The following is a 6,000-nucleotide window of genomic DNA, read 5'->3' on the forward strand; positions in this document are numbered from 1 at the left end:
GCCTTCTTTATCTTTCTCGATAATCACAAAGTTTTGTTGTGCGCCATCAAACAATTCGTAATTAATATCTACACGTGCAATTACCAGGGCATCGGTTTCAGAAACGATTGAAGAGCTGATGTTGCAATCTTTCTGAATTACGCCTTCATTTTTCTTCATTTGATTTAACACATCACTTGCTTTATGTTTAATTACCCTTACATCTCTATTCGACGTAAAAACAGCATCCTCACTTAAAACAGCTTTTAACTTTTTATAGTCAGAATTCATATAGCTGTCCATATAATAATTGATAACCGATTTATGGCTTGCAGTTGGTTTTTCAGCTGCAAAAACATTATTTGTGATTGTAATACCTAGTAATAAAATCACCAAAGCTTTTAGTCTCATAACTATCTGTGTTTTTTTATTAAAGGTCGGCTGGAATAAAAGAAAATAATATGCCGATAACACCATAATGCTGAGGTAACTAAAATGTGATATTAAGCAGAAAGCCCTTTCAAAATGAATTGTAAGGGCTTTCTATCGCTTAAATTTTGTAGTAAAAAGCACTAATATCCAGGGTTCTGTTGTGGTTTTAATACTGGATTGGCATCTAGTTCTAGCTGAGGAATTGGTGAAACTAATCTATTATCGCCAGATGCAAAATTTACAATTTTCCAGTGCACCGTAGATCCAGTTCTATTAACTCCTTTGTTAGTACGCAACAAGTCAAAAAATTTATGTCCTTCACCATACAACTCTTTATTGCGCTCTAATAATATTTCTTCGACCAAAGCATTGCCAGTATTCAGAGAAATAACTGTTGCAACTCCTGCCCTTTGTTGTATAGCCAACAAAGCTTGTTTTGCTGCTAGTTCATTACCTAACCTTGCTTCTGCCTCCGCTTCTATTAAATACATCTCTGAAGAGCGTATTAGCACCTGATTATTAGCTGTGGTGGTCGTAAAATCGAACTTATTGATTAGGTATCCCTCACCCCTTCTTCTATATGCTGCGGTACTTGCAGCTGCCGTTGGGCTACTTTTAACCAGAAATTGCTTTTTACGCTCGTCGTTTGCAGCAAAAGAGTTAAAAAAGTCGTCTGTAACTCTAAAACTAGAATAGCCCGAGTCATAAGGATCATAAAAAGATGACACTGCCAAGAAACCTTGGTTATCATCAGTTCTTACATTAATGGCATAAATCCATTCGGAAGTTGGATTACTAAAACCTGTTAACAATGCGGCGGCTGTACTTAATGGTTTTGCAGCGCGTGCCAACTTAGCATAGCGACTTGCTTCTGCCCAATTACCCATATTAAGATAAACTCTGGCTAACATACCTTGAATAGCAGCCACATTTATTCTATAAATGCTGGTTCTGCCAGCTGTTGGCAGATTTGTTTCGGCATATTTTAAGTCATCAATAATAAAAGCGTATACATCTTTTACTTTATCCCTTGCCGGAGATGTCTCATCTGGTCCAAGTGGTTTTCTTAAAATGGGTACACCAAGGGCTTCAGGATTTACGCTGTAAGGTTGGGCAAACCAACGTACCAGCCAAAAGTAAGTATAAGCTCTCAATGCACGTGCTTCCGCTAAATATTCTGTTTTTAAGGCATCACTTATAGGAGCATCCGGAATATTAACAACAAACTGATTTGCATTTGAAATCACCTTATAGCTGTATTGCCACCATGTGTATGCATCGCCATTATTTACTGTTTCTATAAACTGGTATTGTGCCACAAAACGGTTGTAATTTGCAGCACCACTCACAATCATCACATCATTCCCTTTAACATCAACACTCAATATCATGTTGTTGGTATAACCCGAAAAAGTAGTTAGATCGTAAATACCAGTCATGGCGGCCTGGATTTTAGCTCCAGAAGAAAAGGCATCCTTTGCATTGATCTGTTGTGTTGGTATTACCTGCAAAAATTCCTTCTTACATGACGTTGCCCCAACAAAAAGCAACACCACTCCGGCATATAAGGCCGTTTTATATGTTTTTATAATTCTCATTTCTTTATCAATTAAAATCCTACATTAAGACCTAGCGTAAATGTTTTAACATTTGGAATATCGTTATCTGTTAAACCGGTAAGGGCCGACTCTGGATCCATTCCTTTGTGTTTTGCCAATGTAAAAGGATTTTCAGCCATCAGATATACTCGTACATTCGACAAATGGATAGATTCTAACCAGTTTTTCTTTAAAGAATAGCCTAAGGTGATATTTTTAACACGCATAAACGATCCGTCGTATAAAAAACGGGTTGACTGGCTGTTTCCTAAATCGGTATTGTTGATCACAAATCGTGGCACATCAGTGATGTCACCTGGTTTTTGCCAGCTGTTATAATTATCTACAGATAGCTGTTTACCTACAGTACCTCCGCTATGCATCAGGTTACCATATAAGGTGTCATAAATTTTTGCTCCTGTAGAAAAATAAGTAAATACACTTAAGTCAAATTCTTTATATTTCAGGGTATTATTAAAACCTCCGGTGAATTTTGGTAATGAAGAACCTAAACCATCGTATCTTGTTGCTGTAGACCAGTTTTTAGTGGTGATCTTGTTACCTGTTGATTGTCCATTCACGATTTCATCAGTAAACCACATCGGTTTGCCGTCTGCAGGATCTACACCTGCATACTCCCGCAAATACCACTGATATCTATCTTCACCCACTTTCCATCTTTTGGTACCGTCAATAACCTCATTTTGGGTCATTGCATTAATTTTATTTTTATTTGATGTAATGTTGAATGATATATTCCAATCAAAATCTTTAGTTTTTACCGGATTTCCATTCAATAAGATCTCAACACCATAATTGTCCATTGATGCGAGATTGGTTATCAAATTGTCAAAACCTGTTAACCGAGTGAGTGGCTGGTCAAACAGTAAGCCTTTCGATCCTCGTTTATAATAAGAGGCCTCTCCACTTATTTTCCMTTTAAATAAGGCAAACTCCAAACCAATATCTACAGTTGAATTCTGTTCCCACTTTAAATTAATATTTTCTAGCTGAACATAATTAATACCTGACTGTCCTTCGTAGTTTTTACCCAGACCATACAAACCCTGTGATGCGTAGCGATCAATCCTATCATTACCAGACGTACCATAACTGGCCCTTATCTTTAATTCATCAATCCAGCTCACATCTTTTAAGAAATTCTCTCTGCCGATGCGCCATCCACCACCAACAGAATAAAATGTTCCATATTTATTATCGTTTCCAAAAACAGATGATCCATCTCTCCTTAAGCTTCCCGATAGATAGTACTTACCTGCATAGTTATATTGCAAACGCGAAAAATACGAGGCAAACCTTTGTTGAGTATAATAAGATTGTACTGTTGATGGTGTTGATGCTGCTATTTGCTCATTAGTACCCGGGAAAGGGAATCCTGTAACCTGCGAGTAGTTAAAATCACGCTTTGAACGGTAAGCCTCTTGGCCTAATAAAACATCAAAATTATGCAGGTTGAAAGTTTTATTATAGGTTATCGTATTTTGAAAAGTTACCGTAACATCTTCTTTTGAGTAGCGGTATGCGCGTCCTTTAACGCTAACACCATCACCATGCTCCATATTATAAAACTGACGCTCACGATTGTTTATGTAATCTACTGCAACCATACTTTTAGCCGTAAAGTCTTTCAAAAATCTAACTTCAGCAAAAGGACTTGTAATTACTCTATTGGTTATGGTATTATATTCGTTTAACTTGGATAAACCCACCGGATTAAAATCTGGGGTAACCGGGTTAATGTAGTTATAAACCGGACTTCCTGTAGCATCATATACAATGTTCCCATTTGCATCGCGCACATATAATGGGTATATGTTTGCTGTTTGATCGGCAAAGTTTACCGGGTTATCTGCACCTGTACTTCCAGCTGGTGTATTTTGTTCGGTACGGGCCAAACTGTTATTGATCCCGATTTTTAAGAAATCCGTTACCTCAGAGTTGATATTGAATTTTCCTGAATAGCGTTTAAAATCCGACCTAATTACAATTCCATTTTGCTCAAAATACCCCCCTGAGAGAAAGAATTTTGTTTTATCATTACCACCACTGGCCGATAGATCGATATTTTTAGTTACTCCTCTACGCAATACTTCATCACGCCAATCGGTATCATAAAGCAATGATGCGCCACTAGCAAGCACACCATTTGCAGCATAAGGATTTGCTGTATTGTAGGGATTCACCACCAATTTAGCATTGGTTAATCCATTTGCTGCAGTAGCCGCGGCATCAGGTGTTAAGCCTGCTGCTAAACGTTGTGCATAATAAACATCCCAATAGGTTTTGTAATACTGGGTGGCATCCATTACCTCATGTTTATCTACTGCCTGGTAGGAATAACCTGTGCTAGAGCTAAGATTTAATTTGGTTTGCCCTGCTTTACCTTGTTTTGTGGTAATTAATACAACTCCATTTGCTGCCCTAGAACCATAAATAGCTGCAGCGGTCGCATCTTTTAATACCGTTACCGAAGCAATATCGTTGGGATTTATTGAGGAAAGTACATCAGAAGTTTGTGCAACCGAACTTAAATCGCCATTAGTAATGGCAATACCATCAACTACATAAAGCGGGGTACTTGAAGCGGTGAAGGAACCTACTCCACGAATCCTAACAGTAGAAGTAGCGCCTGGCTGACCAGATACACTGGTAACTTGAACGCCTGCAGCTGCACCCTGTAAGACCTTTTCAAAAGAAGTAACCGGACGGTCTTTGAAAACGTCCTCTTTAACTACCGCTGCAGAACCCGTAAAGTTTTCTTTCTTTACTGTTCCATAACCAATAACCATTACATCCTGAAGATTTCTAGCTGATGATACCATGCGAATATTTAACGTTTCGCCGGTTATTCTTACTTCCTGCTCGGTATAGCCCACATAACTTAGCACTAGCGTTTGTGCATCTGAAGGTATGGTAATAGAAAAGGTTCCCTGTCCGGTGGTTTGGGTCAGCTGTGTAGTGCCCTTTACTTTTATTGATACGCCGGGCAATGGTAAACCATCATCAGCATCAACCACCTTTCCGGTTATTGTTTTATTCTGCGCCAGGGCGTTGAAATAAGACAAAACCGCAACCATTAAAATCAATAGTAATTTTTGTTTCATGTTTCGAAATAAATAGTTAGTAAATAATTTGTTCTTTAGTTTTAGCAGATACGCATGAAACCAAATCAATAAGCAATTTAGGCGCTGTGAAAATCCAAAAATGTGCGAAAATCACCATTCTGGATAGAAGTAGGCTTTAAACGCAAAAAAGCAAACCCCAATCCTGGCAGTTTGCTTTTTTAATCATTATTAACCTAAACAGGAAAAAACTTCTACAAATTGTCCTGCAAGAGCTTCAAAAATAGTTTCATCCTAACATTCTAAATATGCAGAAATCACTATTTATAATTAGTTCAACCTACTCTTTCTATATTTTAGCGGGGTAATATTGAACGTGTGTTTAAATAACCTGATGAATGAACTTGGGCATTCAAACCCTACTAAACGTACTATTTCGTTTAAGGAATAAGTGGTAGTTTGCAATAGTTTTTTAGCCCTGTTTAATCTTAACTGCACTAAAAACTGGTATGGGCTAATCTCATATGCTTCTTTAAATGTTCTTAGCAAATGGTTAACCGATAAACATGCCTGTTCGGCAATGTTTTCTAATGTTATATTTTGATTGTAATTGCTACTAATGTATTCTTTAGCAAGTGTTAATCTTTTTAAAACCTCTTCACGGGTTTTTGTTTTGATAAAGCTGAGTTTATCCAATTTCTGGGCTACCTCTTTATCATAAATTTTATAATAGTTTAAAAGACAGTGGTACAGGTATTCATTAATCAGCATTTCGTCTTTCAAACCTTTATCGAGCTGACTTTTTAAATGCAGCACATTAAAGCGCATATCGCCAGAAAAAGGATAAAGTGATTCGATAAAAGGAGGTGTTTCCCCAGCTTCTTTTCCGGCAAGCAAACTCTCGTTGC

4 protein-coding genes are annotated in these 6,000 nt (G+C 37.5%); all 4 read right to left on the reverse strand.

Annotated elements, in window-relative coordinates; genetic code table 11:
- Positions 1–390 (reverse strand): hypothetical protein (locus AC1DPQ_RS15195; protein ID WP_477610051.1); only part of this gene is annotated, 390 nt, incomplete at its 3' end.
- A 161-nt stretch (positions 391–551) separates the two neighbouring features.
- Positions 552–2,009, reverse strand: coding sequence for a RagB/SusD family nutrient uptake outer membrane protein (locus tag AC1DPQ_RS15200; protein WP_477610053.1), 1,458 nt, complete (start codon positions 2,007–2,009; stop codon positions 552–554).
- Positions 2,010–2,020: 11 nt separating this feature from the next.
- Positions 2,021–5,134: a SusC/RagA family TonB-linked outer membrane protein gene (locus tag AC1DPQ_RS15205; RefSeq protein ID WP_477610055.1), complete on the reverse strand. Its 3,114-nt coding sequence runs from the start codon at positions 5,132–5,134 to the stop codon at positions 2,021–2,023.
- A 288-nt stretch (positions 5,135–5,422) separates the two neighbouring features.
- Positions 5,423–6,000, reverse strand: a 578-nt coding sequence (locus AC1DPQ_RS15210) for a helix-turn-helix transcriptional regulator (protein ID WP_477610057.1), incomplete at its 5' end; no start/stop codon positions are given.

Source organism: Pedobacter sp. 01T416_2, from assembly GCF_056398925.1.

What these genes read in the sequence shown, in the direction of transcription:
- AC1DPQ_RS15200 (WP_477610053.1), bottom strand. Translation starts at nt 2,009, where the DNA reads ATGAGAATTATAAAAACATATAAAACGGCCTTATATGCCGGAGTGGTG.